The sequence below is a fragment of the Streptomyces sp. NPDC048415 genome (assembly GCF_040651675.1).
Taxonomy (GTDB): Bacteria; Actinomycetota; Actinomycetes; order Streptomycetales; family Streptomycetaceae; genus Streptomyces.
In genome coordinates this window covers 1-26340 of sequence record NZ_JBEZKJ010000021.1, presented here as the reverse complement: position 1 = coordinate 26340, position 26340 = coordinate 1, and the positions used below count along the sequence as shown (strand labels likewise).

The 26340-nt window shown below is 70.5% G+C and carries 21 protein-coding genes, 1 tRNA gene and 1 pseudogene; 2 read left to right on the top strand and 21 right to left on the bottom strand.

Annotated features, from left to right (window positions below):
- Positions 1-9 precede the first annotated feature (9 nt).
- Positions 10-135 (top strand): annotated as a pseudogene (locus tag AB0D27_RS16480) (2-oxo acid dehydrogenase subunit E2); the annotation flags it as partial.
- A gap of 45 nt (positions 136-180) precedes the next feature.
- On the opposite strand, the gene AB0D27_RS16475 reads toward AB0D27_RS16480, so the two are convergent.
- The 7 genes from AB0D27_RS16475 to AB0D27_RS16445 all read right to left on the bottom strand — a co-directional run bounded on the left by AB0D27_RS16475 (position 181) and on the right by AB0D27_RS16445 (position 4878).
- Positions 181-253, bottom strand: a tRNA-Ala gene (locus AB0D27_RS16475).
- Between the two features lie 116 nt (positions 254-369).
- Complete coding sequence (locus AB0D27_RS16470) at positions 370-1032, bottom strand: histidine phosphatase family protein (protein WP_362508257.1); 663 nt, start codon at positions 1030-1032, stop codon at positions 370-372.
- A complete protein-coding gene (rsfS, locus tag AB0D27_RS16465; RefSeq protein WP_362508254.1) occupies positions 1029-1472 on the bottom strand; it encodes a ribosome silencing factor in 444 nt (147 codons plus the stop codon). Before rsfS ends, AB0D27_RS16470 begins: the two co-directional genes overlap by 4 nt.
- Positions 1473-1906: 434 nt before the next feature.
- Entirely contained in the window at positions 1907-3625 is a 1719-nt protein-coding gene (locus tag AB0D27_RS16460; RefSeq protein ID WP_362508251.1) for a LytR C-terminal domain-containing protein, read from the bottom strand.
- Positions 3626-3641: 16 nt separating this feature from the next.
- Positions 3642-4352: a nicotinate-nucleotide adenylyltransferase gene (gene nadD / locus AB0D27_RS16455; protein WP_362508248.1), complete on the bottom strand. Its 711-nt coding sequence runs from the start codon at positions 4350-4352 to the stop codon at positions 3642-3644.
- A gap of 70 nt (positions 4353-4422) precedes the next feature.
- Positions 4423-4584 (bottom strand): hypothetical protein, encoded by a 162-nt coding sequence (locus tag AB0D27_RS16450; RefSeq protein WP_362508245.1) that lies wholly within the window; start codon positions 4582-4584, stop codon positions 4423-4425.
- Positions 4585-4719: 135 nt separating this feature from the next.
- Complete coding sequence (locus AB0D27_RS16445; protein WP_362508242.1) at positions 4720-4878, bottom strand: hypothetical protein; 159 nt, start codon at positions 4876-4878, stop codon at positions 4720-4722.
- Between the two features lie 103 nt (positions 4879-4981).
- Between AB0D27_RS16445 and AB0D27_RS16440 the strand changes: the two genes are divergently transcribed.
- Positions 4982-6106 carry a M48 family metallopeptidase gene (locus AB0D27_RS16440; protein WP_362508239.1) on the top strand — a complete coding sequence of 375 codons (1125 nt, stop codon included), beginning with the start codon at positions 4982-4984 and terminating at the stop codon, positions 6104-6106.
- A gap of 17 nt (positions 6107-6123) precedes the next feature.
- On the opposite strand, the gene AB0D27_RS16435 is transcribed toward AB0D27_RS16440, so the two are convergent.
- The 14 genes from AB0D27_RS16435 to AB0D27_RS16370 all read right to left on the bottom strand — a co-directional run bounded on the left by AB0D27_RS16435 (position 6124) and on the right by AB0D27_RS16370 (position 26284).
- Positions 6124-7191: a hypothetical protein gene (locus AB0D27_RS16435; RefSeq protein ID WP_362508236.1), complete on the bottom strand. Its 1068-nt coding sequence runs from the start codon at positions 7189-7191 to the stop codon at positions 6124-6126.
- A 101-nt stretch (positions 7192-7292) separates the two neighbouring features.
- Positions 7293-7898 carry a hypothetical protein gene (locus AB0D27_RS16430; protein WP_362508233.1) on the bottom strand — a complete coding sequence of 202 codons (606 nt, stop codon included), beginning with the start codon at positions 7896-7898 and terminating at the stop codon, positions 7293-7295.
- An 86-nt stretch (positions 7899-7984) separates the two neighbouring features.
- Positions 7985-9271 carry a glutamate-5-semialdehyde dehydrogenase gene (locus tag AB0D27_RS16425; RefSeq protein ID WP_362508230.1) on the bottom strand — a complete coding sequence of 429 codons (1287 nt, stop codon included), beginning with the start codon at positions 9269-9271 and terminating at the stop codon, positions 7985-7987.
- A gap of 61 nt (positions 9272-9332) precedes the next feature.
- Entirely contained in the window at positions 9333-9842 is a 510-nt protein-coding gene (locus AB0D27_RS16420; protein WP_362508227.1) for a hypothetical protein, read from the bottom strand.
- 177 nt (positions 9843-10019) lie between these two features.
- Positions 10020-11126 (bottom strand): glutamate 5-kinase, encoded by a 1107-nt coding sequence (gene proB, locus AB0D27_RS16415; RefSeq protein ID WP_362508456.1) that lies wholly within the window; start codon positions 11124-11126, stop codon positions 10020-10022.
- A gap of 197 nt (positions 11127-11323) precedes the next feature.
- Positions 11324-12514 carry a glycosyltransferase family 2 protein gene (locus AB0D27_RS16410; protein ID WP_362508224.1) on the bottom strand — a complete coding sequence of 397 codons (1191 nt, stop codon included), beginning with the start codon at positions 12512-12514 and terminating at the stop codon, positions 11324-11326.
- Positions 12515-12760: 246 nt separating this feature from the next.
- Positions 12761-14857 (bottom strand): hypothetical protein, encoded by a 2097-nt coding sequence (locus AB0D27_RS16405; RefSeq protein ID WP_362508221.1) that lies wholly within the window; start codon positions 14855-14857, stop codon positions 12761-12763.
- A gap of 156 nt (positions 14858-15013) precedes the next feature.
- On the bottom strand, positions 15014-16513 hold the full coding sequence (locus tag AB0D27_RS16400; protein ID WP_362508218.1) for a bifunctional cytidylyltransferase/SDR family oxidoreductase: 1500 nt from the start codon (positions 16511-16513) through the stop codon (positions 15014-15016).
- A gap of 241 nt (positions 16514-16754) precedes the next feature.
- A complete protein-coding gene (locus AB0D27_RS16395) occupies positions 16755-17942 on the bottom strand; it encodes a hypothetical protein (protein ID WP_362508215.1) in 1188 nt (395 codons plus the stop codon).
- 79 nt (positions 17943-18021) lie between these two features.
- Positions 18022-19572, bottom strand: a complete 1551-nt coding sequence (locus tag AB0D27_RS16390) for an alkaline phosphatase D family protein (protein ID WP_362508212.1) — start codon at positions 19570-19572, stop codon at positions 18022-18024.
- Between the two features lie 247 nt (positions 19573-19819).
- Positions 19820-21256 carry a GTPase ObgE gene (gene obgE, locus AB0D27_RS16385; RefSeq protein ID WP_362508209.1) on the bottom strand — a complete coding sequence of 479 codons (1437 nt, stop codon included), beginning with the start codon at positions 21254-21256 and terminating at the stop codon, positions 19820-19822.
- A gap of 137 nt (positions 21257-21393) precedes the next feature.
- Positions 21394-21648, bottom strand: coding sequence for a 50S ribosomal protein L27 (gene rpmA, locus AB0D27_RS16380; RefSeq protein ID WP_362508206.1), 255 nt, complete (start codon positions 21646-21648; stop codon positions 21394-21396).
- A 14-nt stretch (positions 21649-21662) separates the two neighbouring features.
- Positions 21663-21983 (bottom strand): 50S ribosomal protein L21, encoded by a 321-nt coding sequence (gene rplU, locus AB0D27_RS16375; RefSeq protein WP_103551359.1) that lies wholly within the window; start codon positions 21981-21983, stop codon positions 21663-21665.
- Between the two features lie 275 nt (positions 21984-22258).
- Entirely contained in the window at positions 22259-26284 is a 4026-nt protein-coding gene (locus tag AB0D27_RS16370) for an Rne/Rng family ribonuclease (protein WP_362508453.1), read from the bottom strand.
- Positions 26285-26340 lie beyond the last annotated feature (56 nt).

The following is a 26340-nucleotide window of genomic DNA, read 5'->3' as shown; positions in this document are numbered from 1 at the left end:
GATCCTCGCCGCCGGGTCACCACCCTCGCGCCGAGCTTCGGCCACCGGCTGGTGGACGGCGAGCCCGGCTCCAAGGTCATGGCGGACATCGCCGCGGTCCTGGAGCGGCCCAAGCGGCTCGTCACCTGGGCGTAAAAACGCGAACGGTCCGTACGAAATCTCGTACGGACCGTTCTTCTGTGGAGCTAAGGAGAATTGAACTCCTGACCTCCTGCATGCCATGCAGGCGCTCTACCAACTGAGCTATAGCCCCGCGCGTTCTTCCCGCTCCGCGGGCCGAACAAGAAGAACTTTAGCCTGCGACCAGCCGGAAAGTGAAATCCGGTCCAGCCAGGTCCACGGGACCGGACAGGGGCCGTTCGGTGCCGCTCAGTCGTCGTCGCCGAGCACCGGCTCCGGCAGGGTGCCGGCGTTGTGCTCAAGCAGCCGCCAGCCGCGGGCGCCCTCGCCGAGGACGGACCAGCAGCAGTTGGAGAGGCCGCCGAGGCTTTCCCAGTGGTGGGAGTCCAGGCCGAGGAGGCGGCCGATCGTGGTGCGGATCGTGCCGCCGTGGCTGACGACCACGAGGGTGCCGTCCTCGGGGAGCTTGTCGGCGTGCCGCAGCACCACGGGGGCGGCGCGGTCGGCGACCTCGGTCTCCAGTTCGCCCCCGCCGCGGCGCACCGACTCGCCGCGCTTCCAGGCGGCGTACTGGTCGCCGTGCCGGCCGATGATCTCCTCGTGCGTCAGGCCCTGCCAGACGCCCGCGTAGGTCTCGCGCAGGCCCTCGTCGTGGGTGACGTCGAGGCCGGTGAGCACGGCCAGCTCGGCGGCCGTGTTCGCGGCGCGCCGCAGGTCCGAGGCGACGATCGCGTCCGGCTTGAGGGAGGCGAGCAGCCGGGCGGCGCGGCGGGCCTGCCCGACGCCGGTCTCGGTGAGCTCGACATCCGTGGTGCCCTGGAAGCGGCGCTCCACGTTCCAGGACGTCTGGCCGTGCCGCCAGAGGATGACGCGGCGGCCCCGGCCCGGCTTCCTGTCGGCCCCGGCGCTCACCGCAGCTCCCCCAGTTCGGCGGAGTCCTCCTCGGCCTGGAGCTTGGCGTGCTCGGCGGCCTTGCCACGGGTCGCCTTGGCTTCGGTCGGCAGGTCCAGCTCCGGGCAGTCCTTCCATAGCCGCTCCAGGGCGTAGAAGACGCGCTCCTCGCTGTGCTGTACATGCACCACGATGTCGACGTAGTCGAGCAGCACCCAGCGGGCCTCGCGGTCGCCCTCGCGGCGCACCGGCTTGGCGCCGAGCTCCTTGTTCAGCCGCTCCTCGATCTCGTCGACGATCGACTTGACCTGGCGGTCGTTGGGGGCGGACGCCAGCAGGAAGGCGTCGGTGATCGAGAGAACATCGCTGACGTCGTAGGCGATGATGTCGTGCGCGAGCTTGTCGGCGGCCGCCTGCGCGGCGGTCTTGATGAGCTCGATGGAGCGGTCCGTGGCGGTCACTACGCGGCTTTCGGTCGGCGGTCAGTAATGACTCAAGGGTCTCACGGACCGCCGACGACACCCCACGCGTTTCTCCGCGCACGCCCCGGGACCGCCCGGGACCTGCCCCGGGCCGCGCCTAGCACGAGGTCTCGTAGTCATCGCCGAGCACCACGGACACATCCGCGCACGCCCCGTGACGCCCCGGGACCTGCCCCGGCCCGCGCCTAGCACGAGGTCTCATAGTCCTCGCCGAGCACCACGGACACATCCGCGCACGCCCCGGGACGCCCCGTGACGCCCCGGGACCTGCTCCGGGACCTGCTCCGGGCCGCGCCTAGCACGAGGTCTCGTAGTCCTCGCCGAGCACCACGGACACGCCCGCGCACGCCCCGTGACGCCCCGGGAAGTCCCGGGAAGTCCCGGGAAGTCCCGGGACCTGCCCCAGGCCGCGCCTAGGACGAGGTCTTGTAATCCTGGCCGAGCACCACGGACACGTCCGCGTTGGAGGTGACCGTGCCCTTCTTCACGGCGCCGGCGGGCAGGCCCAGGGTCTTGGCGACCTCGGCGGCGTCGTCCTTCCTGCCGGCGTCGGCGTAGGTGATCCGGGACACACTCTGGGCGGCGCCCGCCGTGCCGGAGTCGAGGAAGGTGTAGCCGCCGTTGACCAGGACGACACGGGCCTGCTCGGTGGCGGCCTTGCTGCCGGTGGCGTTCCTGATGCCGACCCGGACGGCGTCCCCGGCCTGTGGGCTCTTCGCCGTACCGCCGAGCACGTTCTTGATCACGCTGTCGGAGGCGCTCGCGCTGAGGGTGCCGTCCTGCTGCACGGGCAGCAGCGCGGTCTTGTAGTCGCCGCCCTTGGCGAGGTCGGCGAGCTTGGCGAGGAAGGCGCCGAGGTCCTGGTCGGTCAGCGGCGGGTCGAGGATCTGGGCCAGCGTCTGCACGGTGGTGGTCGCGGCCTGCTTGTCGGAGGACAGCTTGCGCAGCACGCCCTGCATGACCTGTCCGAACCGCTCCAGCTGCGCGTTCTGGGCCTCGCCCGAGGCCCGGTAGGTGGCGTAGGCGACGGCCATCTTGCCGCTGAGGGTCTGGTCCGCGCCCTTCTTCACGAGGGGCGCATCGCCCTTCTTCTTGGAGTCGGGGTCCGGCACGTCGGCGTTGGTGGTGACGTCGATGTTGCCGACGAGCTCGACGAGGTTGTTCAGGTAGGGGGTGTCCAGGCGCCAGGTGCCCTGGATGTTGGTCCCGAGCACCGTGTCGATCGCGTCCTGTGTCCCGGAGGAGCCGTCGTCGTCGACGGACTTGGCGAGTGTGGTCGTCGAGCCGTCGTCGCCCGTCAGGGCAAGGGAGTTGGGCAGCAGGACGGTGGTGCCCTGCTTGGTGGTGGTGTTGTCGACGAGCAGCGCCGTGGAGGTGCCGCCGCCCTTGGTGTTGTGCAGGTGGACGACGAGCACGTCGCGGTTCTGGGCGCCCACGGGGGTCGTGGCGGCGGACTTGCCGTCGGAGGAGGTGCCGGGCAGCTTGCCCGCGTACCAGAGGTAGCCGACGCCGCCGACGGCGACCAGGGCGAGCACCACGACCAGGGCGACGATCCGGCCGCGGGCGCGGCGCCTGGCCTCCTCGCGCCGCTCGGTGCGGTTCTCGGTGAACTTCAGCCAGTCGATGACGTCTTCGGACTCGGCTTCCTGCTCCTCGACGAAGGCGAACTGCTCGGTGCGGTAGTCCCGGTCGGCCCGGGGTTCACTGTCCTCGGCGGGCCCGGCCTGCTGCGGGATGTACGCGGTCTGCTCGGCCACCCGCGGCTGCTGCCCGGTACTCGCGGTCTGCCCGAAGGGGTCGAACGCGGTCCCCGTGGCGGCGGTGCCGTACGGCTCGTAGGAGTCGTACGGCGGTACGGGTTGCTGCTGACCGGTGTCGTACGACGGCTGCTGCTGACCGGTGTCGTACGACGGCACGGGCTGCTGCTGCCCCGTCGCGTACGGGTCGTAGCCGTAGCCCTGTGGGTGCTGTTGCTGTGAGTGCTGTTGCTGTGAGTGCTGTTGCTGCGCGTAGGAGTCGTACCCCTGGGAAGGCTGCTGCGGCACCTGTCGGTACACAGGCTGCCCGAACTCGTCGTAGCCGACGAGCTCGTACTGGTCGCCGCCCACGTATCCGTCGTATCGGTCGTTCACCGGTGCCCCTCTCGGCTCACTCGCCGCGGTACAGCTCGCGCTTGTCGATGTAGCGCACCACACCGTCCGGCACCAGATACCAGACGGGATCGCCCTTGGCGACCCTCGCACGGCAGTCTGTGGACGAGATGGCGAGCGCGGGAACCTCGACCAGCGAGACACCGCCCTCCGGGAGTCCCGGGTCGGTCAGCGTGTGGCCGGGCCGGGTGACCCCGATGAAGTGCGCGAGGGAGAACAGCTCCTCCGTGTACCGCCAGGTGAGGATCTGGCCGAGGGCGTCGGCGCCGGTGATGAAGAAGAGGTCCGTGTCGGGGTTGAGCGCGCGCAGGTCGCGCAGGGTGTCCGTGGTGTAGGTGGGGCCGCCGCGGTCGATGTCGATGCGGCTCACCGAGAACTGCGGGTTCTCGGCGGTCGCGATGACCGTCATCAGATAACGGTCCTCGGCCGGGGTGACCTTGCGGTCGGTCTTCTGCCACGGCTGCCCGGTCGGCACGAACACCACCTCGTCGAGGTGGAACTGCGCGGCGACCTCGCTGGCCGCCACGAGGTGCCCGTGGTGGATCGGGTCGAACGTTCCGCCCATGACGCCGAGCCGGCGCTTGCCCGGATTAGAGGGGCCGTTTCCGGGGCCGGTCGTCAGACGCCTGGCCGCGCCACCCGTGGCGGTGCCACCGACGCCGCTCTCCGTGTCGCTCGCCGGACCGGTAGGCATGTCCTGCTCTCCCATGCGTGCAGACCCTACCGGCCCGGCCTGCGGGCTCCGGTCGACAGGGGGCCCCGAGCGGGCCCGGCGGGGCTCAGCGGTCCCGGTTGAAGCGCGTGGTGATCCACAGCAGCAGGAGCAGGATGAAGAGGGCGCCGCCGCCGGTCAGGAAGGGGCTGAGGCTCTCGTGGCTGCCGCCTTTCTCGCCCTCGGCGGCGACGGTGACCAACTGTGCGGCGGTGCTGTGAAAGCTCATCTCGGCAGGACCTATCCGGTGTGGGCGGGATAAAGACGTCGGCCCATCGTATGCGGGGGTCTGGGCCGCGATCACGCCGACTCCGCCGTTGGGGACACCGGTTGCCGGGCACGCGCCTTGGGGATACGCGGGGTCTCAGTCGTCCCGCTTGTACCCGCGCAGCAGGAACCAGGCGGTCAGGACCACTCCGACGACCATCACGATCAGCACGACGCGGAGCAGATTGCCCGGGCCCTGCCTGTCTGCCGCGTTCGCGGCCTCGGTGAGCCAGCTGGCTGCGGGGATGTGCTCCATGGCGTACGACTCCTTCTCTGTACTGCCCGTCCACGGTATATCCGCCTAGGCTGGGCTCTGCCTTGGGGGCGCATAGGGCACTCAGACGCACATGGGGGAACACATGTCCGATCACGAGCAGAACGGGCACGAGAACGTGCCGAGCAGGCAGCGCAGGCGCTTCGAGGGGATCTCCTCGCGGGCGTACGAACACCCGGCGGACCGCTCAGCCCTGGTGGCCCTGCGCAAGCTCAGCGGCTTCGACACGGTCTTCAAGGTGCTCAGCGGTCTGCTGCCCGAACGCAGCCTGCGGCTGCTGTTCCTGTCCGACTCGGTGCGCGTCTCGGACGCGCAGTTCACGCACCTCAACGACATGCTGCGGGACGCCTGTTACATCCTGGACCTGGAGAAGGTCCCGCCGATGTACGTCACCCAGGACCCGCAGCCGAACGCGATGTGCATCGGCCTGGACGAGCCGATCATCGTCGTGACCACGGGGCTGGTCGAGCTGCTTGACGAGGAGGAGATGCGGGCGGTCGTCGGGCACGAGGTCGGACACGCGCTGTCCGGCCACGCCGTCTATCGCACGATCCTGCTGTTCCTGACCGCCCTCGCGCTCCGGGTCGCCTGGATCCCGCTGGGGAACCTGGCGATCATGGCGATCGTGACCGCGCTGCGCGAGTGGTTCCGCAAGTCGGAGCTGTCCGCGGACCGTGCCGGGCTCCTGGTCGGCCAGGATCTGCGGGCCTCGATGCGCGGCCTGATGAAGATCGCGGGCGGCAACCATCTGCACGAGATGAACGTGGACGCGTTCCTCGCGCAGGCCGAGGAGTACGAGGCCGGGGGCGACCTGCGCGACTCCGTGCTCAAGATCCTCAACGTGCTGCCCCGCACCCACCCGTTCACCACGGTCCGCGCGGGCGAGCTGAAGAAGTGGGCCGAGTCCCGCGACTACCAGCGGATCATGGACGGTCACTACCCGCGGCGCACCGAGGACAAGGACACCTCGGTCTCGGACTCCTTCCGGCAGTCGGCGGCCAGCTATGCCAGCGACGTGCGCAGCTCCAAGGACCCGCTGATGAAGCTGGTCAACGACCTCGCGGGAGGCGCGGGCGACCTCGGAGGCCGGGTACGACGCGGCTTCGGCGGCTTCGCGAGCGGCGCGTCGAAGGACCAGAACGCACCTCAGGACCAGCCGCCCCCGAACGGGGCCCCTGGAGCGCCTGGAGCCCCTGGGGACGACGAGTAGCCGTCACTGCCACAGACCTACAGCTTCGGCTGCGCGCTCGTCGCGAGCGATCCGCACAGTGCCGTGGCGCCCCCGGTCGCGTACGGGTCCGTGCCGGCCGGGCCGCCCGCCTTCGCCGTCTGTCCCGCGAGCAGCGGACGCAGCCGGCTCACCGAGTCCTCGGAGCAGGCGAGCGGGCCGGCCTGGACGTAGGAGACGACCAGCTCGGCCTGGTGCATGCGCAGGTCGTCGCGGTTGAAGCGGAACTGCAGCTCGCGCCGGACGGTGAACAGCGAGGCCTGCGCCTTCGCGTCCGATCCCGTCGGCCTCAGCGCGTACACGAAGGTGTGGTCGGTGGTGACCTCGAGGGTGTTCGAGTCGAACTCGGTGGCCTGGAGGGTGCCCTGCACACGGATCTTCTTGTCGGCGAGCTGGGCGCGGGTGGAGTCGAAGCGGACCAGCCAGCCGGTGGGCGCGTGCCGTCCGTCGGCGGTCGGGCGGTCGATGCTCTGGTCGAACTGGTCGAGCTGCTGCGGGTCGAGCAGTATCCGTACGGGCCGGGTGGCGCCGCCGGTGAGCACCTCCGGGTCGAGGGAGGACTCGACCAGGTAGTCCTTGGCGGTGGTCAGGGCGGTGACGACCTGGCTGTCGGAGAAATGCGTGGTGCGCCGGGAGGCGGGCAGGTTGATGCCCTCGGCGCCGACCCGGAACTGGGCGGCCGGGCTGTGCGCGTACAGCCCGTCGGTGCTCGTGGAGCCGGGCACGGCGGTCTGCGGGGCGAGCGGTATGACCGTCATCCGCAGCGGCTCGGGCGGCTGGGCGACGGGGGTCTGGTAGGGGTGGCGTACGCCCATGTAGATCGCGGTACCGAAGGCGAGGGCGATCAGCAGGACGAGGATCAGCGCCTGCCGGGACAGTCCGCGCTGCAGGGCCGGGCGGCGGCGTACCGCCGGGGCGTGGTCGGCCATGCGCTCGCGGGCGGAGAACTCCTGGAGGCGGGCAGCACGGACGAACGACTCGTCGAAGACGACGGATCGGTACTCGTCCTCTCCACCAGTGGGGACACCCTCGGGTGTCCCCTCAGGTGGGTCTCCAGGCCCGCCCATACCTTCAGAGTAGGTCTCCCGGAGCTCACGTAAACGCCCTGGTACACGACAAGTTCTGACAGGTTCTCACCAGAAGCGTGCCGCCGTTCGAGGGATCGTCGTCACGGTGTTCGAGGGACCGCCGAGAGCGCCGGCTGGGCGGAGTCGGCCGAAGCGGAGGGACCGGTGCCGGTGACCTTGTCCTGGCCTTGCTCCAGGCCCGTCGAGGCGGGCAGGGGCGGCTGGTCCTGGTGTCCGGAAGACGCCCCTCGGTAGACCGCCGTGAAGGCGAGGGCGACCATGCCGATGCCCATTACCAGGGCGAGGATCCAGGCGACGGGGCGGTGCCAGCGGGTCTGTTTCCCATAGGGCCTGCCGTACGTCCCTGCGGCGCCGTAGCGGCCTTCGAGTGTGTCTGTGTCGTCCAGGTCGGGATCATGGCCGAAATCGCCACGGTCGTCGGGGCCGAAGCCGTCCTCGTAGCGCTCGTCGTCGCCGCGGGTGCGGCGGGTGCGCGCCCGGCGGGCCTCGGCCTCGGATGCCTCCGCGCGGGCCTGGGCGGCGGCCAGGAGTCTTTCCACGGCGGTCGGCTCGTGGATCACCGCCGCCCGTACGAAGTCCTCGTCGAAGACCACGGAGGCGAACTCTTCGTCCGCACCCCCGCGGTCGCGGTCGTCGTCGGGCTCCCAGCCGTCAGGAAACGGCGTACCCCCCACGTCCTCCGGCACGGATCCAGAGTAGACCTGGGGGGTCAATTTGGGCAGACGGTATGGAAATTCATCCACCTGACGAGACGATTTGGCCGGGGCGGGGCTCAGGGCCTGATGTGTCCGTCGCCCGTCACGATGTACTTGGTGCTCGTCAGCTCCGGCAGCCCCATCGGCCCGCGCGCGTGCAGCTTCTGGGTGGAGATGCCGATCTCGGCGCCGAAGCCGAACTGGCCACCGTCGGTGAAGCGGGTCGAGGCGTTGACGGCGACCGTCGTGGAGTCGACCAGTTGGGTGAAGCGCCGGGCGGCCTGCTGCGAGGTGGTGACGATGGCCTCGGTGTGGCCCGAGGTCCACAGCCGGATGTGCTCCACGGCCCGGTCGAGCGAGTCGACGACTGCGGCCGCGATGTCGTACGAGAGGTACTCGGCCTCCCAGTCCTCGGGGGTGGCCTCGACGAGGGTGGCCTTGGTGTCCTTGGCGTAGGCGAGGACACGCTCGTCGGCGTGCACGGTGACTCCGGCGTCCGCGAGGGCGTCCAGGGCGCGCGGCAGGAACGCGGCGGCGATGTCCTGGTGGACGAGGAGCGTCTCGGCGGAGTTGCAGACGCTTGGCCGTGAGGCCTTGGAGTTGATCAGGATGTCGACCGCCATGTCGAGGTCGGCGTGCGCGTCGACGTACACATGGCAGTTGCCGGTGCCGGTCTCGATGACCGGGACGGTGGACTCCTGGACGACCGTGCGGATCAGCGAGGCGCCGCCGCGCGGGATGAGGACGTCGACCAGGCCGCGTGAGCGCATCAGCTCGCGCACGGACTCGCGGCTCTCTCCGGGCACGAGCTGTACGGCGTCGGCGGGCAGCCCGGCTCCGCCCACGGCGTCCCGCAGCACCCGTACGAGGGCCGTGTTCGACTCGTACGCGGACGACGAGCCACGCAGCAGGACCGCGTTGCCGGACTTCAGGCACAGCGCGGCGGCGTCGACCGTCACGTTCGGGCGGGCCTCGTAGATGATGCCGACGACACCGAGCGGGACGCGGACCTGGCGCAGGTCGATGCCGTTCGGGAGGGTCGAGCCGCGGACGACCTCGCCGACCGGGTCGGGCAGCGCCACGACGTCGCGGACGTCGGAGGCGATCGCGCGCACCCGCTCGGGCGTCAGGGTGAGCCGGTCGATGACGGTCTCGCTGGTGCCGGCCTCGCGGGCGCGTTCGATGTCCTTGGCGTTGGCCGCGACGATCTCGCTCGTACGGACTTCCAGGGCGTCCGCGATGGCGAGCAGCGCGTCGTCCTTCTCGGCCCGCGGCAGCGGGGCCAGGTCGGCGGCGGCGGCCTTCGCGCGATAGGCGGCCTGGGTGACCGGGGACATCGAGTCGTACGGCGAGAGCGTGGTCATGAGGGAAGGGTAGTGCGCCGGGCGGGCCCGTTCACCGGCTATCCCAAAGCGCGAGACAGCCTCAAAAGGGGTGAACTCCGACAGGCGTCGCCGGCAGCGGTCCGTACCCCTCCGCGATCCGCTGGTGGTAGGTCTCGCGGTCGATGACCTCCAGGCCGACGATCTCCCAGGGCGGCAGCTTGGCGGTCTGGCGGTGCTCGCCCCACAGGCGCAGCGCGACCGCCGCCGCGTCGTGCAGATCGCGGGCCTCCTCCCAGTAGCGGATCTCCGCGTGGTCGCCCGCGTACCGGCTGGTCAGCAAAAAGGGGTGGTCGTGGGCGAGCTGTTCGAGACCGCGCCTGACCTCGTGCAGCGGGGCCTCACCGCCCGAGACGCTCAGCGTGACGTGCCACAGCCGCGGCTGCTCCGCCGGCCTCTCGCCCTCGTACGTGTCTCCGGCCGCGACGCTCGTCAGGGCCCGCTCCTCGCCACCCGCACGGGATGCGGCACCACCCGCACGGGACGAGGCTCCACCCGCACGGGAGGCGGGGCCACCGCGGGACGCCGCCGCCCCAGGGCGCACTCGTCTCACGACGGCCTCCTTTACGCAGTGGTCGTACCGAATCCCGGACTCTCCCTGCCTCAAAGTTGAGCAGGTGGGGCGCGTTCGTGTGGCGGTTTTACGGAACGTCCCCCGCCGGGGGCGGCGGAATCGGCCGTTTACGGGTGCGGTGGGCAGCGGTCGCGGGGGTGGCGCAGAACGTCTGTCTTACGGATGCAGGAGCACGAGGTCGTCCCTGTGTACGACCTCACGCTCGTACGCGGGGCCCAGCTCGCGCGCCAGTTCCCTGGTCGAACGGCCGATGAGCTGGGGGATCTCCTTGGCGTCGAAGTTCACCAGCCCTCGCGCCACCGCCCGGCCCGTGCTGTCGCGCAGCTCCACCGGGTCGCCCGCGGTGAACTCGCCCTCGACGGCCGCGATACCGGCCGGCAGCAGCGACTTTCGCCGCTCGACGACCGCGCGTACGGCCCCGTCGTCCAGGGTGAGCGCGCCCTGCGGGGCGGAGGCGTGCTGGAGCCACAGCAGCCGGTCGGCGGACCGCTTGCCGGTGGCGTGGAAGTAGGTGCCGGTGTCCCGGCCCGCGAGGGCGTCGGCGGCGTGGACGGCGCTGGTCAGCACCACCGGGATACCGGCCGCGGCGGCGATCCGGGCCGCCTCGACCTTGGTGACCATGCCGCCGGTGCCCACGCCGGCCTTGCCCGCGCTGCCGATGTCGACGTGCGCGAGGTCCTCGGGGGCGCGTACTTCCGCTATCCGCGAGGTACCGGGCTTGCTGGGATCACCGTTGTAGACGCCGTCCACGTCGGAGAGCAGGACGAGCAGATCGGCCCGTACGAGATGGGCGACGAGGGCGGCGAGGCGGTCGTTGTCGCCGAAGCGGATCTCGTCGGTGGCGACGGTGTCGTTCTCGTTGACGACCGGCAGGGCGCCCATCGCGAGGAGCTTGTCGAGGGTGCGGGAGGCGTTGCGGTGGTGGGCACGGCGGCTGGTGTCGTCGGAGGTCAGCAGCACCTGTCCGACGCGGACGCCGTGGCGGGCGCAGGAGGCGGTGTAGCGGGCCATGAGGAGGCCCTGGCCGACGCTGGCGGCGGCCTGCTGCCGGGCGAGGTCCTTGGGGCGGCGGCGCAGCCCCAGCGGCGCGAGGCCGGCGGCGATGGCTCCGGAGGAGACGAGGACGACTTCCTTCTCGCCGCCGCTGCGGGCCTTGGCGAGAACGTCCACGAGGGCGTCCACCCGGTCCGCGTCAAGGCCGCCGGAGGCGGTGGTCAGCGACGAGGAACCCACCTTGACGACGATCCGGTGGGCCTGCGCCACGGCTTCCCTGTGGGCCTGCGCCACCGTGTCGCCGTGGGCGTCCGTCGCGGTCTGCCTTGCGCCTGCCACCTGCTGTGTGTCCCCTCGCGTCGGTCCGGGTGCCCCACCCGGCAATCTACGCGAAGTTGACCGAGCGCCGCCCGCCGGTCCAGGACGCGGACGCGCCTCGGACGGGGTGACGGCGCGGCACCGGAGCCCTATGCCGCCGCGCGCCGCGCTCCCAGCACCCGCCGGGCCACCCGCCGCAGTCGCGGGAAGTGGGCGGTGCGCGGCTTGAAGCCCTCGATCGTGACCGTCTCGCGGGTGGTCGGCACGAAGCAGCTGTCCGGGATGCCCGCGGCCGGGTCACGGAAGTGCGGGTAGGTGAGATAGGCCTTGCGGCCGCGGGACTCCAGCAGGACCTCGGGGGCCTTCTTCGCCCTGATGAACTCCAGGACGTCGACCAGGAGATCGCCCCTGCCCTGGGCCACCAGCTGAAGGCGCAGCCGCTCGTGGACCTTGAGGCGCGCGGCGACACCCTCGTGCCAGTAGGCGTCCAACAGGGGCTTGGCCAGCTCGAGTTTGTGGCGCTGCACCTTCTCGCTCTGCTTGAGGTAGCCCGGGCCGAACTGCGGGAGCAGCGTGATCAGTAAGGGGCGGATCATCAGGGCGTCGCGGCGCGGTCCGGCGGGGACGTGCTCGGCGATCAGGCCCATCAGGGCGCGGGCGGAGTCGAAGCGGAGGGTGTAGCTGCCGCTCTTGGTCAGGTGCTTGCCGTCGTCGCGGCCGACCAGGTAGTAGCACTCGTGGTCGGCGATCACGGAGACGCCGTTCGCGCGGAGGTAGGCCTCCATGGTGAACAGGGCGTCCTCGCCGGTCTTCAGCGACTCGTCGAAGTGCATGCCGTGCCGGGTGAGCAGCTCGCGGCGGAAGAGCTTCTGCGCGCTCAGGGTGAACTTGATGTTCGAGGAGAAGACGTCGGTACGGGGCTGGTTCTTGCCCCACATCGACTTCGGGGCGGTGCGGTTGACCCCGACGACCTTGCCGAGCACCACGTCCGTGCCCTGCTCGTCGGCCATGGCGACCATGCGCTCAAGGGCCTCGGGGCCGAAGTAGTCGTCGGCGTCGAGGAAGAAGACATAGCGTCCGCGGGCCTTGTCGAGGCCCGTGTTGCGGGGGCCGCTGGGGCCGCCCGAGTTGGGCTGCCGGATCACGGTGACGGGCATGGCCGCACGCTCGGCGAACGTCTCCAGGTACTCCCCCGTGCCGTCCGTCGACCCGTCGTCGACGGCGATCACCTCGATGCGGGCCGGGTCGAGCGTCTGGTCCTCCACCGACTCCAGGCACTTGACCAGGTACGGCATCGCCTCGTACGCCCCGATGATGACGGTCACATCAGGCTGCGTCACGTTTCCCCCTCGTTACGGGAAGTGTCACTGGAACATTTCCCTTTAATCACCGCAATCGCTACCTAGAAGACGGTTGGATGTACGGACGGGTTGCCCAGAGGCACTCATTTCGTGAGCCAGCTCACAGGAAACCGGCGGTGTCCTCACAGCCAAGGCTCACAGAAGAACGTAAGAGCCCGCGTAAGAAAGGGGCCCGGCTCCGAGGAAGGTTCCTCGGAGCCGGGCCCCTCGCCCAGGTCGGTCGGGTCAGCCGGTGACCGCCGCACCGTCCGTCTCGCCGGTCACGCGCTGCCTGGGTACCGCGCCGGCCAGGTCCACGGCGGCGGCCGAAGTCCCGGTCTCCTGGCCGATGTTGCGCCGCTCGGCCTTCCGCGCCAGCTCCCGCACAGCGGAGTTGAACTGGTCGATCGACGCCGGCTCGTCGGGGCCGAGCAGATACCGCTTCAGCTCCAGGCGGGCGGCGGCCTGCCCGTCGGCGGCCGGGTCGGCCACCGCTGCGAGCAACTCGCCCAGCTCGGCGGCCGAGTTGGACAGGATCACGGCGGCACGCACCGCGGTGTTCTGCCGCTTGAACTCCTCGACGCCCAGTTCCGCGGAGTCCGTGACGGCGTACGGCTTGCCGCTCGCGATGAAGTCGGAGACCACGCTGGAGATGTCCGAGACCATCGCGTCGGAGACGTTGAAGCAGTCGTACAGGCGCGGCTCGGCGCCCGTGATGACGCGGTGCTCGGCGGTGCCGAAGGAGCGCCAGTACGCGTCGTCCCACTCGGCGCGCAGCCGGGCGACCTCGGCGTGCTTGGCCGTGTCGACCATGCCGTCACGGGTGGCCTCGGCCTCGTCGCCCTTCTCGGCGGCGCCGGTCAGCTCGGCGATCCGGGCCTCGATACGGGCCAGCTCGGCCTTCGCCGCGCCCTGCGCCGCGCTGTCGGCGGCGAAGCGCGGATCGGCGGCGCGCTCGGCGGCGGCCTTCTGGACCAGCGCGGTGATCCGCTCGTGCGCGGCCTTGGCCTGCGCGCTGCGGGTGCCGGTGAAGGGGTGCGGCTTGTAAAGCACACGGACCGGCCGGTCGGCGGCGAGCAGCCGCTTCACGATGTTCTCGCCCGCGAGCAGGATGGAGGTGTTGCCGGGGTTGTCGTCCCAGCCCTCCCACGTGGGGGCGTACAGCACGGTCGGGATACGTCCCTCGGGCACCCCGCCCCACGGCTGGATCGGCGCCAGCTGCGGGCGGCCGACCTCCACGATGTCGTCGTCGCGGACGCCGACGTCGGCGATGGCGTAGCGGTCGCGGCCCGCGCGGCCCGCGGTCCACACCTCGTCGTACACCTTGCTGAACGGGTTGACGCTGGCGAGCTTGTCGCTGTCGCCGTGGCCGATGAAGACGTGCTTGATGGTCGGCACCCGCAGCATGTGGATGTTCTTGCCGACGTTCGCCGCGTACAGCGCGACCCGCACGGTGGACAGGTCCATGTTCATCAGGTGCACCCCTCCGGGCACGCAGATGACCGGCACGGTGGTGGGCGCCATGCGCTCCAGGATGGCGCGCTCGCGCAGGATGATCAGCGGCCGGGTGTCCAGCTGCTCCATCGTCTCCAGCCACATGTTGACCTGGTACGCCGAGTCCCTGGAGCCCGAGAAGTAGAGCACCGTCTCCGGGCGGTAGGCGCGCAGCCAGTCGTCGACCGCGCCCAGCACCTTCTCCGCGTTCGGCGGGACCTTCCGGCCGCGGACGAACGGGACGAGCACCGCGACATAACCGAAGCCCAGGGCCAGTGTGAGCGCTATGCCCGCGAACCCGTAGACGTTGTTGTCGGTCGCCCCGCAGACGAGGACACCGACGACGGCACCCAGGTCGAGGTGGAGCATCTTCTCGGCCGACCGGGACAGCAGCCGGCGCGGGGGCGCGTCGGGGATGCGCAGGCGCGAGGCGAGGTCCACATTGCGGGTGGCGACCGGCATCTTGCGGCGCAGCCGGATCAGCGTGATCAGCGCGCCGTGCGGGGCCTGGAAGCCGTAGAACGCCAGGAAGCACGCGATGGCCGCGTAGAAGACCAGGCTGTCGGAGAGGTCCAGCCGTGCCAGCAGCAGCACGAGGAGCAGCTGCCGGATCAGGAATCTTATGGACAGACCGGCCCGCACCTTGCCGAGGCGGTTGATCAGATAGCTGCCGCGCCGGTGCAGATAGTGGTCCGCCAGATACGTCACGGCGGCCGCGGCCGCGAAGGCGGCGACGCTCGGCAGGAGCGCGGCGAGCATCAGGCACGGGAAGCCCAGCATCATGAGGGCCGCCGCGGCCAGCTCGGCCGCGCTGCCCACCCGGGCAACGCGAATAGCGGTGGAAATCACGAAGAAACCTGCTCTTGAGGGGTGAGTGCCGGTTTGGTACCGAAAGTGAGCTTTTTGGTACTAAAAGAGAAATTTACAGATTCAGGCCTCTGTGAATGCGCGGTAAATGCACACACACAGAGGCCTGAATTCCGTAAGAAGACTATTCGATTTTGATTATGCCACGCCGTCCTGGCGGTCCAGGACGCTGGCCAGGGCCGCCTCGAAACCGGAGGCCTGGCCGGCCCCGGCGGTCGGGTCCTGCTGACGGACGTCGATGACGTGACCGGTCAGTTCGGAGACGAGGACGTCGAGCGAGGTGCGCGCCACGGCCTCGGAGGAGAGCAGCGACCCCTGGGGCTCCTGGCCGAAGGCCTTGGTCCGCATCGGCGTCGCGGTGCGCTCCGGGTTGATGCAGTTGACGCGGATGCCGTCGCCTGCCCACTCGTCGGACAGCGCCTGGGTGAGGTTCACCATGGCGGCCTTGGTGGAGGAGTAGAGGCTGTACTCGGCGCGGCCGCGGGTGTAGCTGCTGGAGGTGTAAAGGAGCAGCTGGCCCTTGGTCTCGGCCAGGTACTTGTAGGAGGAGCGGGCGATCTGCACCGGGGCCAGGTAGTTGACCTTCAGCGCTTCCTCGATGGTCGCGTTGTCCGTCTCGGCGAGCTTGCCGATGCGCAGCACACCGGCGGTGTTGATGACGTAGTCGATGCGCCCGGTCTCCGCGTACGCCGTGGACAGCGCGTCGTCGACCTCCTCGGGGTTCTCGACGTGCGTGCCGGTGGTGGAGCGGCCCAGCGCGTAGGTCTTCGCGCCGTAGCCCTCGGCGAGTTCGGCGATGTCCTTGCCGATGCCGTACGAACCGCCGAAGACCACCACGGTCTTGCCGGTGAGCAGCTCGCGGTAGGCGGCCTCGTCGGCCTGCTCGGGCGCGGCGGTGGAGGCGAGCTGGAAGAGCTTGTCGGCGATGAAGACGTCGACGGGCTGGGTGACCTTCATGTTGTACTCGTCGCCCGCGACGACGTGGATCGGCACGTCCGGCAGGTACTTGAGCACGACCGAGCAGTCGTCGGTGGCCTGGAAGTTGGGGTCGTTCGCGGCGACCTGGTAGGCCCGGCGGATGGTGGACAGCTTGAAGGCCTGGGGCGTCTGGCCGCGGCGCAGCCGGGAGCGGTCCGGGATCTCGGTGATGAACTCGCCGTCCTCGCCGTGCGTGCGGGTCACGATGATCGTGTCCGCGGACGGGATGGCGACGTCGACGGCCTGGTAGCGCTCGAGCGCGGTCACGCAGTCATCTATGACGCGCTCGGACAGCAGCGGGCGTACGGCGTCGTGGAACAGGACGTTCGCGTCCTCGCCCTCGGCCAGCCCCTCGCCGAGCGCCGCGATGGCGCGCTCGGTGGTCTCGTTCCGCGTCGAGCCGCCCTCGATCACCCTGGTGACCTTCTTCAGCCCGGCCTTCGCGACGATCTTCTCGACGTCCGGCACATAGCCCGGAGCCATCAGCACGATGATGTCGTCGATCGAGTCGGCCTGTTCGAAGGTGGTCAGCGTGTGCTCGATGACCGCCTTGCCGGCGATCTTCAGCAGCTGCTTCGGAATCGACAGACCCACCCGCTGACCGGTGCCGCCGGCCAGGATCACTGCGGTGGTACGGGGCTTGGCAAAGTGCTCAGACACAGGTGACCTACCTTGGGGCGACAGGGAACCAGGGAATGTTCCCACTTACGGTTACTGCGGTGCAAGGTGAGCGACCACTGCTGCATATGTGCGCGCAACCGTTTATTCACCTTGCATGCTGGTGACTTCCGAGAACTGGGACCGGATTGTCCGTATTTGCTGTGAGTAACTGCACACGTTTTTCGTACGTGCTCTCCTCAGGTGCGCGTGAAGTCCCCCGCACCCGCGCGTGAGGCACGCGTCACGTGCGCCTGAGGCGCCTGAGCGCCCGGCGCCCGAGGACGCGGACGAGTTCGCTGGACGGCGTCTGCTGAACCGTACGGACAGCGGCCGGGCGCGCGGGAGCTTCGGCCGCCACGGCGAGCGCCCCGTACAGCGCGTGCGCCGCCACCTCCGGATCGATCCGCGCGGGCTCCCCCTTCGCGCCCTCCGACGGGGGTACGACGGACAGCAGCGCCGGCTCGCCGATGATCCGTACGCCCATGGCGGTGATCCGCCCGGCCATCTCCGAGCCGATTCCGCCGGCCGCCTCCAAGGCCCATGCCGGGGTCGTGATGCGGGCGTCGTCCGGCGCCGGGAGGCAGCTGTTCTTCATATGCATGACCGCGCCGTTACGCACGAGCTTCGAATAAATCTCATCCGGCAGTCCATTGCCGCGAAATTCCATGTTGAGTTTTCGCAGCATTTCGGTCTCGGCGAGAGTCAGGGAGCGGTTGGCCGTGTCCGGCATCTCCGTCAGGAGACCGGCGGGCAGACCGAGGAGGGATTCGAAGGTGCTCAGCAGGCCGCCGCGGTCCTGGTCGTCGACCACCACGACGGTGACGTGCTCGGCGCCCGCGACCCGTGCCCAGCGCTCGACGAGCCGGTCGTGGCGGTGGCGGCGCCAGAAACTCGGGTTGGGCTTCTCGTAGGGGGCCTTGCGCAGCATGTGCTCGAGCCAGTCCTCGTAGCCCATGCGCAGACCGTTCTGCACGTACTGCTGCCACTGCGAGGGCATGATCTTCGCCAGCGGGCGCAGCGTGATCAGTACGTGCGCGCGCTCCTGGCCCAGGTCGTCGACGATCCGCGCGATGGTCTCGTCGTCGGGGGCGTCGGCGAAGAACTCGCTGCTGATCACCGAGGTGTTCTTCCTGGTGGCGTGCACGGCGTCCACGAGCCGCTGCCAGTGACCTTCGGTGGGCCGGATGTCGCCCATCATGCCGGGCCGGGCGCAGACCGCGAGGGCGGCCTCCATGGGGTGCCTGCTGTGCGCCGGGAAGGCGACGCCGTGCCCGGCCATCGCGTCCTTCGCGGCGAACAGCGCGCCCTGGATCGATGTGGTCCCGGTCTTGTGCGGGCCTATGTGCAGCAGCCGGGTCCCGGCGGGCAGCGTCGCGGGTGCGGCCGTCTCAGCGGCCGTCGTGTGAGCGGTCGAACAGTGGGTCTCCATGGTAAGAGGACGTTAAGGAGCCTCCCTGAGGGCAGGCTGAGAATGCCCTGGGACTCTTGTGAGTCCCAGGGCACATGCGTCACGCGAACTGCACTCCGGGCTCCCCGGCCTCCACCCTCAGCCGTGCCAGCGTGCTGGAGGCGGCCTCCGGCCGGAGCACCGTCTCCGGGACGCGCACCTGGGCGTCGATGCCGTCGCGGCGGATGTCGAAGAGGTGGTAGCCGCGGTGGGCGTCGATGAACTTCCAGTGCGGGTTGTCCGCCATCCGCGGGTCCCACTCCGCGTGGAAGGCCGCCTGGTCCTGGTCGCCGCCGCTGGAGATGGAGGTGCCGACGAACTCGGCGCCCACGACGTCGGAGTCCGGGTCGGCGAAGTCCTCCTTGAGGTCGCTGATCATCGTGAGGTGGCGGTCGCCGGTGAGCACGACCGGGTTGCGGACGCTCGCGAACTCCCCCATCAGCGCGTTGCGTTCGGCCTGGTAGCCGTCCCAGGCGTCGTAGTACCAGAGCTTGCCCTCGCCGACCTGGAGGTCGGTCTCGGCCATCATGATCTGCGAGGCGACGAGATTCCAGCGCGTCGGCGAGTGGTGCAGACCGTTCAGCAGCCACTCCTTCTGCTCGGCGCCGAGCATGGTGAGCGAGGGATCCTCGGCGCCCTGCCGGCTGGTCGCCTGGTCGCTGCGGAACTGCCGGGTGTCCAGGACGTTGAGGCGGGCGAGGCGTCCGAAGTCGAGCCGCCGGTACATCTGGATGTGCGGCCCGCTCGGGATCGCGGTGGCGCGGACCGGCATGTGCTCGTAGTACGCCTGGTAGGCGGCGGTCAGCCGGGCCACGAAGGCGTCGTGCGACTGCTTGTCGGGGTCCTGCGGGATCTCACCGGCGAAGTCGTTGTCGACCTCGTGGTCGTCGAAGGTGACCACCCAGGGCGCGTTGGCGTGCATCGCCGCGAGGTGCGGATCGGTGTGGTACTGCGCGTACCGGTTGCGGTACTGCACGAGGGTGTACGGCTCGTCGCTGCCCTCGTGCCTGCGCACGGCCGCGGCCGAGGGCTTGGACTCGTAGATGTAGTCGCCGACGAAGAGGACGACGTCCGGGTCCTGGTCGAGCATGTCGGCGTACGGCGTGAAGTAGCCGTTCTGCCAGTTCTGGCAGGAGGCGAGCGCGACGCGCAGCGAGCCGCCCGAGCTGTACGGGTGCGGGGCGGTACGGGTGCGGCCGGTCGGCGAGAGCTGTCCGTCCGCACGGAAGCGGTACCAGTACGCCCGGTCGGGGCGCAGTCCGCGGACGTCTACGTGGACGCTGTGGCCGTACTCGGGCCGTGCCTGGGCGGTGCCGCGCCGCACCGGCTTCCTGAAGCCGCTGTCCTCGGCGATCTCCCAGTCCACCGAGACCGTGCGGTCGGGCATGCCGCCACCGTTCAGCGGGTCGGGGGCAAGTCTGGTCCATAACACGACGGCGTCGGGCAGCGGATCACCGGAGGCGACGCCGAGCGTGAACACGCCGTCAGGCAGGGGGGTTTCGGCAGCCCGGGCGGAGCTGGGCAGCCACAGCTGGGCGGAGGCGACGGCGCCGAGCACGGCGGCCGAGGCGGTGAGAAAGCGGCGTCGATCGCGTGAGACTGCTCCGGTCATCGGCGAACTCCCTTGCGTCGGTGGCCCCTTGTACACCGGGAAGCCCACACGGCGCAGCAGCCCGCTCGTTGAACAGAGTGCATCATAGGCATGACAAATGCACGAGCAACGAACGACTCACCGCGATCTAGACATGCCGAACGCCGGAGAGGCTGAGAATCAGCCTCTCCGGCGTTCGAGGAGCGGGGGCTTGGGGGCGGAGCCCCCAAGGACGCGAAGGGAAGAGCGGCGGGGCCGGGCGAAACCCCTAGAACGGCTCGAAGTCGTCGTACTCCTTCTCCGAATCGTCCCGCTCGGCCTGCCGGTCACGGCGACGCTGAGCAGCGGGACGAGGAGCCTCGAACCGGTGGTCCTCGCCACGCCGGCCGAGCATCTCCGCCCCGGCCATCACCGTCGGCTCCCAGTCGAAGACGACCGCGTTCTCCTCGGGCCCGATGGCCACACCGTCACCCGAGCGGGCGCCCGCCTTCATCAGCGACTCCTCGACACCGAGGCGGTTGAGGCGGTCGGCGAGGTAGCCGACGGCCTCGTCGTTGCTGAAGTCCGTCTGGCGCACCCAGCGTTCGGGCTTCTCGCCGCGCACGCGGAAGAGGCCGTCCTCCTCCTGGACCACGGTGAAGCCGGCGTCGTCGACCGCCTTCGGGCGGATGACGATCCGGGTCGCCTCCTCCTTGGGCCGCGCGGCCCGCGCCTGTCCGACCAGTTCGGCGAGCGCGAAGGACAGCTCCTTCAGACCCATGTGCGCGACCGCGGACACCGCGAAGACGCGGTAGCCGCGCGCCTCCAGGTCGGGGCTCACCATCTCGGCCAGGTCCTTGCCGTCCGGTACGTCGATCTTGTTGAGGACGACCAGGCGCGGCCGGTTGTCGAGGCCGCCGTACTGCTTGAGCTCCTCCTCGATGATGTCGAGGTCGGAGACGGGGTCACGCTCGGACTCCAGCGTCGCCGTGTCCAGCACGTGGACGAGCACGCTGCACCGCTCCACATGGCGCAGGAACTCCAGGCCCAGGCCCTTGCCCTGGCTGGCGCCGGGGATGAGGCCGGGCACGTCCGCGATCGTGTAGACGGTCTCACCGGCCGTCACCACACCGAGGTTGGGGACGAGGGTCGTGAAGGGGTAGTCCGCGATCTTCGGCTTGGCGGCCGACAGGACGGAGATGAGCGACGACTTGCCGGCGCTCGGGTAACCCACCAGGGCCACATCGGCGACGGTCTTCAGCTCCAGGACGATGTCCTGCGTGTCCCCCGGCACACCGAGCAGCGCGAAGCCGGGCGCCTTGCGGCGGGCCGACGCCAGCGCCGCGTTGCCGAGGCCGCCGCGACCGCCCTGCGCGGCGACGTAGGAGGTGCCGTGGCCGACGAGGTCCGCGAGCACGTTGCCCGCCCTGTCGAGCACGACCGTGCCGTCCGGGACCGGCAGGATCAGGTCCTGGCCGTCCTTGCCGGAGCGGTTGCCGCCCTCGCCGGGCTTGCCGCCTGTCGCCTTGCGGTGCGGGGAGTGGTGATAGTCGAGCAGCGTGGTGACGGACTGGTCCACGACCAGCATCACGTCACCGCCACGGCCGCCGTTGCCGCCATCCGGGCCGCCGAGCGGCTTGAACTTCTCCCGGTGTACGGAGGCACAGCCGTGACCTCCGCTACCCGCGGCGACGTGCAGCTCGACGCGGTCCACGAAGGTGGTCATGGGATGTGCCTCCAGTTACGTACGGAAAATCTCTACTCAGGTGAAACACGCGAAAGGCGGACCCACTTCCCGTAGGGGAAGTGAGGTCCGCCTCGCGAAGAACTGTTCTACGAAGCCTGAGCCCTAAAGGGACTGGATCAGGCGACCGGAACGATGTTCACGACCTTGCGGCCACGGTGCGTGCCGAACTCGACCGCACCCGCGTCCAGCGCGAACAGCGTGTCGTCCTTGCCACGGCCGACACCGGTGCCGGGGTGGAAGTGGGTGCCACGCTGGCGGACCAGGATCTCACCGGCGTTGACGACCTGACCGCCGAAGCGCTTCACGCCGAGCCGCTGAGCATTGGAGTCGCGACCGTTCCGAGTGGACGATGCGCCCTTCTTGTGTGCCATCTCTCCTCAGTCCCTTACTTCGCAGCCGCGGGGATCTCAGTGACCTTGATCGCCGTGTACTGCTGGCGGTGGCCCTGACGACGGCGGTAGCCGGTCTTGTTCTTGTAGCGAAGGATGTCGATCTTCGCGCCCTTGTGGTGGTCCACGACCTCGGCCTGGACCTTGATGCCGGCAAGGACCCACGGGTCGCTCGTCACGGCTTCGCCGTCGACAACGAGCAGGGTCGAGAGCTCGACCGTGTCGCCAACCTTGGCAGTGGAAATCTTGTCAACCTCAACGATGTCGCCGACAGCAACCTTGTGCTGGCGACCACCGCTGCGCACGATGGCGTACACGCGGATCTCTCTCTCGCTCGGAACGAAACCCCGCAGTCCAGCCACCGGCTCGCGCGAGCGGCCTCTCCCGAAGCACAGGGCGTCGAACGCGCTGATCCCGGGAGGAAGAGGTTTACGGGGATGCGGCGCGTCAGGGGACACGCCGACGGTCAAGGTTACGGGTCCCCGGCCGAAAGGGTCAAACCAGCCCGGGTCCCGCGGGTGTGCCACCGGTCACGCCGACGCCCCCGGCCCGGCGGATTCGCCGGGCCGGGGGCGTCGGCCCCGATGACTTCTCAGCCCTCGTCGGTGGAGGCCGTGACGGAGGACACCGTCTGCTCCGCCGCCGCGGTCTTCTTCGACGCGGTCTTGCTCGCCGCCTTCTTCGCGGTCGCCTTCTTGGCCGTGGCCTTCTTGGCGGCTGTCTTCTTGGCAGCGGTCTTCTTGGTGGCGGCCTTCTTCGCCGTCGCCTTCTTGGCCGTCTTGCGGGCGGCCGTCTTCTTGGCGGCCGGAGCCTCGGAGTCGGCGGCCTCCGCCTGCTCCTCGGCAGGAGCCGAGGCCGACGGGACGACCACGACGGCCGCCTCCTCGGACGCGGTCGGCGCGGTGGCCTTGCGGACGGCACGGCGGCGCGGACGGGCCGGGGCGGCGCTCTCGGCGGGCGCCTCGGCGACCTGCTCGGCCACGGGCTCGGCGGCCTCCGGTGCGGCTTCAGGCTCCTCGACGGGCGCGGAGACCGGCTCCGTGACCGTCACCGCGGCCTCCTCCGCCGCCTTCGGCGAACCGGCCGGGGCGGATACCTTGCGGGTCGCACGACGGCGCGTACGCCCCTTGGGAGCGGCCTCTTCCTGAACGGGCTCGGGCGCGGGCGCCTCGGGCGCCTCGACGACCGGGTCCTCGACCGCGACGGGCTCGGCCTCGGCGGTCTCCCGCGACTTGGGAGCCCGCTCGGCGCGCTCCTCCCGCCGCGTAGGACGCCCCTCGGCCTTCGGCGCACCCGCCGGGGCCGACGCACGCCGGGTGGCCCGGCGCCGCGAACGGCCACGGGTCGCCGCGGCCTCCGCCTCGGCGGCGCTGCTGTACAGCTCCTCGTCCGGGAAGAACTCGGGCGTGGGCAGCGCGGCGGGCGCGGCGGCCTCGGCGGCCACCTCGGCCTCGCTCTCCACCTCGATCTCGTCGACCTCATCGACCTCGGCGGTCTCTGTGGCCACGGCCTCGTGCTCGTGCTCGTGCGGCTGCTCGGCACCACGGCCGCGCTTCTTGCGCTTGCCGCCGCCACCGGCGGAGGTCGGCTGCTCCATGTGCACGATGACACCGCGGCCGTTGCAGTGGACGCAGGTCTCGGAGAAGGACTCCAGCAGGCCCTGGCCGACACGCTTGCGCGTCATCTGCACCAGACCCAGCGACGTCACCTCCGCCACCTGGTGCTTCGTACGGTCACGGCCCAGGCACTCGAGGAGGCGACGCAGCACCAGGTCGCGGTTGGACTCCAGGACCATGTCGATGAAGTCGATGACGACGATGCCGCCCAGGTCGCGCAGCCGCAGCTGGCGCACGATCTCCTCGGCCGCCTCCAGGTTGTTCCTGGTCACGGTCTCTTCGAGGTTGCCGCCCTGACCGGTGAACTTGCCGGTGTTGACGTCGACCACGACCATCGCCTCGGTCTTGTCGATCACCAGCGAACCGCCGCTGGGCAGCCAGACCTTGCGGTCCAGCGCCTTCATCAGCTGCTCGTCGATCCGGTACGTCGCGAAGACGTCGACCTCGGAGGTCCACTTCGACAGCCGGTCCGCCAGATCGGGCGCCACGTGGGAGACGTACCCGTGGATGGTCTCCCACGCCTCGTCGCCGCTGACGATGACCTTGGAGAAGTCCTCGTTGAAGATGTCGCGGACGACACGGACGGTCATGTCCGGCTCGCCGTAGAGCAGCGTCGGCGCGTTCGAGCTGCCGCCGCTCTTCGCCTTCTTCTGGATGTCCTCCCACTGCCCCTGCAGCCGCTCGACGTCACGGCGCAGCTCGTCCTCGCTCGCGCCCTCGGCGGCGGTGCGCACGATGACGCCCGCGTCCTCGGGGACGATCTTCTTGAGGATGGTCTTCAGACGCGCCCGCTCGGTGTCGGGGAGCTTGCGGCTGATGCCGGTCATCGAGCCCTCGGGCACGTAGACCAGGTAACGGCCGGGGAGGGAGACCTGACTGGTGAGACGTGCGCCCTTGTGACCGATCGGGTCCTTCGTCACCTGGACGAGGACCGACTGACCGGACTTCAGGGCGGACTCGATGCGGCGCGGCCCGTTGGCCATGCCCAGCGCCTCGAAGTTGACCTCACCGGCGTAGAGCACCGCGTTGCGGCCCTTGCCGATGTCGATGAAGGCGGCCTCCATCGACGGCAGCACGTTCTGGACCTTTCCCAGATAGACGTTGCCCACGTACGAGGTCGACTGCTCCTTGTTGACGTAGTGCTCCACGAGCACGTTGTCCTCGAGGACGCCGATCTGGGTGCGCTCGCCGCTCTGGCGGACGACCATCACTCGCTCGACGGCCTCGCGGCGGGCCAGGAACTCGGCCTCGGTGATGATCGGGACACGCCGGCGGCCCTGCTCGCGCCCTTCACGGCGGCGCTGCTTCTTCGCCTCCAGACGGGTCGAGCCCTTGATGGACTGCACCTCGTCGGACGGGTGCTCGTCCTTCTTGCCGCGCGGCTCGCGGACCTTCACGACGGTGCGCTCGGGGTCGTTGTCGCCCGGCTCGACGTCCGTGCCGGAGTCACCGGCGCGACGGCGACGGCGACGGCGGCGACGGCTGCTGCTGGAACCGCTCGACTCCTCGCGCTCGTCCGCCTCCTCGGCGTCTTCGGCGTCCTCAGCGGACTGCTCGGCGGTGTCCTCGGCGTCCTGCGCGGCCTGCTCGGCGGCGAACTCGTCCTCGCCGATCTCGCCGTCCGACTCGGCGGACTCGCCACGGCGGCGACGACGGCCACCGCGGCGGCGACGGCGACGGGAGCCCGCGGACTCCTCCTCTCCCTCGTCACCCCCGATGACGTCCTCAGCCGACTCGTCGGCCTCCTCCGCCTCGTCGGCCTCGGAAACCTCGGGAGCTTCCGCAGTCACCGCCACGGGCTCGTCCTCGACGCCCCGGCGACGACGGCGCCTGCGTCCGCCCGTCCCCTCCTCGGGGGCCTCGGGGGCCTCAACGGCCTGCGGGACCTCGACGACCTCAGAAGCCTCGGGAACCTCCGCGGCCTGGGCCGCGGCAGCGGCGGCGGCCCGCTCGGGCGTCTGGAACATCGGCTCGGTGAACACCGGCGGCTGGAACACGGCGACCGCCGGGCGCCCGGGGCGCCGCGCCGACTCGTCGGCTTCCTTCGGCGCGGGCGCGGAGAAACCGCCCGCGGCCTTGCGGGTGGCACGGCGGCGCGTACGACGCGGGGCGCCGTCCTCGGCCTGCTCGGCGTCCTGCGCGGCCTCACCGCTCGCGGCGGGCGTGGTCTCGCTGCTGGTCACGGGCGCCTCCACACGCTCGTCGGCGGCGTCGCCCTCGGGCGCGCCGGCGGGCGCGGAGACGCGCCGGGTGGCGCGACGACGGCTGGTACGGCGGGGAGCGGCGTCCTCGGCCTCCGCGGCGGGCGCCTCCGTCTCAGCGGCGGCGGGGACCGTCACCGGCTCCTCGGCGGCCTCCACGGCCTCGGGCGCGCCGGTGGGCGCCGAGACACGCCGGGTGGCGCGACGACGCGTCGTACGGCGGGGAGCGGCGTCCTCGGCCTCGGCGGCGGGCGCCTCCGTCTCAACGGCGGCGGAGACCGTCACCGGCTCCTCGGCGGCCTCCACGGCCTCGGGCGCGCCGGTGGGCGCCGAGACACGCCGGGTGGCGCGACGGCGCGTACGACCGGCGGGGGCCTGCTCCTCGGCGGGGGAAGCTTCGGTGGGCGCGGCGGTGGCCTCGGCGGACGCGGCGACAGTGTCGGCCGCTGCTTCGGTCTCGGCCGCGGTCACCACGGTCTCCGCGGCCTCGGTCGGCGCGGGCGCACCGGCGGGAGCGGAGACGCGACGCGTGGCACGACGACGCGTACGGCGCGGGCCGGCGTCCTCGGTCTCTTCGGGCTCAGTGGCCTGTTCCGCACCGGTGACCTCAGCGGCCCCGGCAGCCTCGTCGACCTCGTCGGCCTCTTCTGTCGCGTCGGCCCCGGTGTCCACAGAGGTCGCCGCGAGGTCGGCGGACGCCACCGGCGGTATGGCCGGCGCGGTGGTCTCGGCCGCGGCCTCGGAGGCGGCCGTGGGCGGGCCCGCCGGGCGCGACGCCGAACTGCAGAAGCTGCACGGCATCACCGTGGCACCGGCCACCGTGCACCGAGTCCTCGTCCGGCGAGGGCTCAGCCGCC